Below are 3,426 nucleotides of genomic sequence, written 5' to 3'. Positions count from 1 at the left end.
GCATAGCATAGTAAAGCTGACAACAGTACGTCATATTTACCGAAGGTTGAAAAATTTCCTGTAGAATTTGCAATAAACGCACAAACTGTTTTTCGGAACAAAAACCCACAAACCGCAAGGGTTGTGGGGCTTCCATGTGTTTATAGATTTAAGCGATACGGAATCGAGCCAGGATTTGCTGCAATTCCTCAGCCATATCCGATAAGGATTGTGCGGCGACTCTCACTTCACCCGTTGTCTCAAGTTGATTCACAGCGGATGTTGACACATCCTGGGAAGAGTCCGCAGTTTTCTTAGCGATGGAGGCAACTTGTTGGACAGATGCCGTGATCTCCTGCGCGCCAGCCGACATTTGTTCGGAAGTTGCGGCCATCTCTTGGATCTGCGACGCCACAAGCGTAGTGGACTGCAAAATTTCACCGAAGTTTTGCTCGGTTTTCTGAACGAGCTCAATGCCGGTTTGAACTTCATTTTTGACTTGACTCAGCGCATCCCCTGAATCATGTACAGTGGTTTGAATCTCACTGAGCAAAGCCGAAATTTCACCTGAAAATTGCCCGGATTGCTCAGCCAACTTGCGGACTTCAGAAGCTACGACTGCAAAGCCGCGTCCTTGCTCGCCAGCTCTAGCTGCTTCAATCGCTGCATTAAGCGCCAGAAGATTCGTTTGCTGCGAAATATCCTGAATAGCTTGTAAAATATGGCCGATTTCTTGCGATTTTTTCTCCAGCATAGACATCACTTGATCTGTCTGATGGACAGATTCGTGAATAGATTCCATCTGTTGTACGGTATTCTGTACATACGTACCGCCCGCTTCTGCCTGCTGTTTGGTCCATTCGATCGACTCAGCGATCGTTGAAGCACTTTCGGCCATCCGATAAATGCCGCTGCCCACTTCTTCCATGGAACGCGAAGTTTCTTCCATCGTGAGCGTTTGTTGATCCGCTCCAGTAGCCACATCTTTCACCGTCTGAGTGATATGATTGGATACTTCCTGCATATCAATCGAGCTAATGCGCAGTTGCTCCGCAGAAGAAGCAACGCTTTGTGCATGTCCATTCACAGCTTCGATCATACTTCTCATATGCTCCGTCATTTGTGCAAAAGAAGCACTGAGATCTCCGATTTCATCCTTTTGCTTCAAAGCGATATAACTTACGGAAAGATCACCATCCGAGATGCGTCTTGCAGCTGCGCTCATTGACGTGATCGGCTTGGAGACGTGACGAGCGATCAGGAAGGAGATAACTAAGCCTAGAATAATAGCAAAAATACTAAGAATTGTATTCCACTTAATTCCAGCTTGATAAGAATGCTCCACTTCGGCTGCCCATACTTCCGCATTGTCCTGAATGCGTTTGGTGAACATTTCAATCAGCAATGAGCAGCTTCCCAAATTGCTGTCCGCCACCTGGATAAGCGCTAAACCTTCAGCTCCGTGCTTTTGTGCAGCTTCCAGCGTAGAAGGAAAAACGGTTGCGTATTGCGTCCACTGCTCTTTGAATACATTGAGCATTTGGATATCTTTCTCATCTTCGAAAATTCCATCCAAAAGATTGATTTTCTTCTGGATATCATTAAATAATGTTTGAGCCCTCTCAGCAGGAGACGCCATGGCTTCTTCCTCTAACATGCCGGTTCCGCTCAAGTTCTGCTTCGTCTTATCCTCCATATTAAATTGAATACGTAGAATTTGATCGTCGAGACTTTTCAAATCGTAATTCAAATTGCCCAGCAAGATGACGGAAGGAAGTCCTTTGTCCGTCGTTTGTTTAGCAGTTTCACCCATCGACTTCATCCGCGATTGAGACGTAAGACTAATTGTCGTAAGAAGCGCTAAAACGATGACAAAGCTAAAAAGCAGTTTCTTGTACAGCGTGAGTTTCATTCTGACAGCCTCCGAAGTTTCTCTTATTGTTGTAAGGGGTCATGTTTTCCCTCTTTTGCAAGGATAAATTATCCTATGTTTAATTTCGGCGCATCACGTCGAATTTTTAATACCAAAATGAAATAATCATGAAATTAGTTGATATTCTGCCTGTTCAAGCAACAAAAACAGGCCGCCGAGACTCTATCCCCGGCAGCTTATTAGGTATATATTCCGATGCTAACTACTCAATCAATCCAGACTTCTGCAAAAGTTTCTGGGTACTAACAGCTACTTCTGCTCTTGTTATATATGCCTTCGGATCTAGTGAATTAGCGCTCCTACCGGATACAATTCCCCCGCGTAAACAAGCAATAATTCCCTTACTTGCCCACTCTGAGACCCTATCCCGAAAGTACCCTCTCCATAACCGTTGATTAAATCATAATCATAAGCAGTTTGAATATAGCTGCTGTACCACTCTGAAGCGGCTACATCTGAGAACGGAGCTGCGTAGTTGTGCAATTTCAAGCCTAAAGCTCGAACTACTATCGCTGCAAACTCCCCACGAGTCACACCTTGATCCGGATAAAACTGTTCATTTTCAAAACCGCTAACGATCATTCTCGAACCCATGTTGTTTATAGCATCCTTCGCCCAATGGCGGTACCACAAGGGTGAAGTCACCTTTCGCAGCTGGGGAAACATTGATTTCATTAGAGGCAGTACTCTCACCTCTTACGTTGATGGCTTTGACGATAAAATAGTAAGTCGTTCCATTCGACAACTCCATGGCGAACATCACTCTCCCCTGCAGGGTAGACGGCACTTACTACAAAATAGTACGGAGTTCCATTAGTCAGATTATCAATCTTATACCTGTACACGTCATCGCTGACTGTGGCTATTGCCGATCCGTACGATCCTGTTATGGTACTGGCATATAAGTGATAACCCATTGCTCCTTCCACTGTGTTCCAATTCATCAGGACATGTCCATCTCCAGCGATGACGGATTGCAATTGCGGAGTTCCAATTCTTTTTACCGTAACCGTAGTTGTCGCCTTTAGCTCACCATTCGATGTAGCAGCTGATATATTTGCCGTTCCCTCGCCAATTGCGGTGACTAGTCCTTCACTATTCACAGTTGCAACATTGGCATTACTTGTGCTCCATAGAGCTTTTTGATTGGTGGCATTAGTAGGAAGCATCATTGTTGTTAGCTGCTCAGTCATGCCTATAAGCATTGGAAGCGCTGTCTTATTAATCGTTATGCTGTCTACCAGTACCTCTGGTCCATACACCTGAAATTCCCAGAGTGAGTATCCATACTGCGTCGCTCTTTTGGTGCCGTACATCCGCACATAACGAGCATTCGTTTCATTAAAAGTGATTTTCTCAAGGGCACCTTTGCCGCTTGTTGTGCTGTAGACATCTGTCCAATTCTGAGCATCATTAGATACTTGAATCTGATAGTTGATTCCGTAGGCTGCCTCCCAATAGAGTTGGACTTCATTAACTCGTTTACTTTCACCCAAATCAACATACACCCAGCC

The 3,426-nt window shown here is 44.8% G+C and carries 4 protein-coding genes; all 4 read right to left on the bottom strand.

Features of this window, described 5'->3' with window-relative positions; all coding sequences use genetic code 11:
• Nucleotides 1-148: 148 nt before the first annotated feature.
• The gene (locus AC1DUA_RS33025) at nt 149-1,891 is read right to left on the bottom strand and encodes a methyl-accepting chemotaxis protein (protein WP_477503759.1); all 1,743 of its coding nucleotides are present in this window, start codon (nt 1,889-1,891) and stop codon (nt 149-151) included.
• A gap of 223 nt (nt 1,892-2,114) precedes the next feature.
• A complete protein-coding gene (locus tag AC1DUA_RS33020; RefSeq protein ID WP_477503760.1) occupies nt 2,115-2,225 on the bottom strand; it encodes a hypothetical protein in 111 nt (36 codons plus the stop codon).
• Nucleotides 2,195-2,506: an S-layer homology domain-containing protein gene (locus tag AC1DUA_RS33015; protein ID WP_477503758.1), complete on the bottom strand. Its 312-nt coding sequence runs from the start codon at nt 2,504-2,506 to the stop codon at nt 2,195-2,197. The genes AC1DUA_RS33020 and AC1DUA_RS33015 overlap by 31 nt, the downstream gene beginning before the upstream one ends.
• Before the next feature lie 95 nt (nt 2,507-2,601).
• Nucleotides 2,602-3,426 (bottom strand): galactose-binding domain-containing protein (locus tag AC1DUA_RS33010; RefSeq protein ID WP_477503757.1); only part of this gene is annotated, 825 nt, incomplete at its 5' end.

The organism is Paenibacillus sp. 01T422 (assembly GCF_056398785.1).
This window is presented reverse-complemented; position numbering and strand designations above follow the sequence as displayed.

What these genes read in the sequence shown, in the direction of transcription:
- AC1DUA_RS33025 (WP_477503759.1), bottom strand. Translation starts at nt 1,891, where the DNA reads ATGAAACTCACGCTGTACAAGAAACTGCTTTTTAGCTTTGTCATCGTT.
- AC1DUA_RS33015 (WP_477503758.1), bottom strand. Translation starts at nt 2,506, where the DNA reads ATGGGTTCGAGAATGATCGTTAGCGGTTTTGAAAATGAACAGTTTTAT.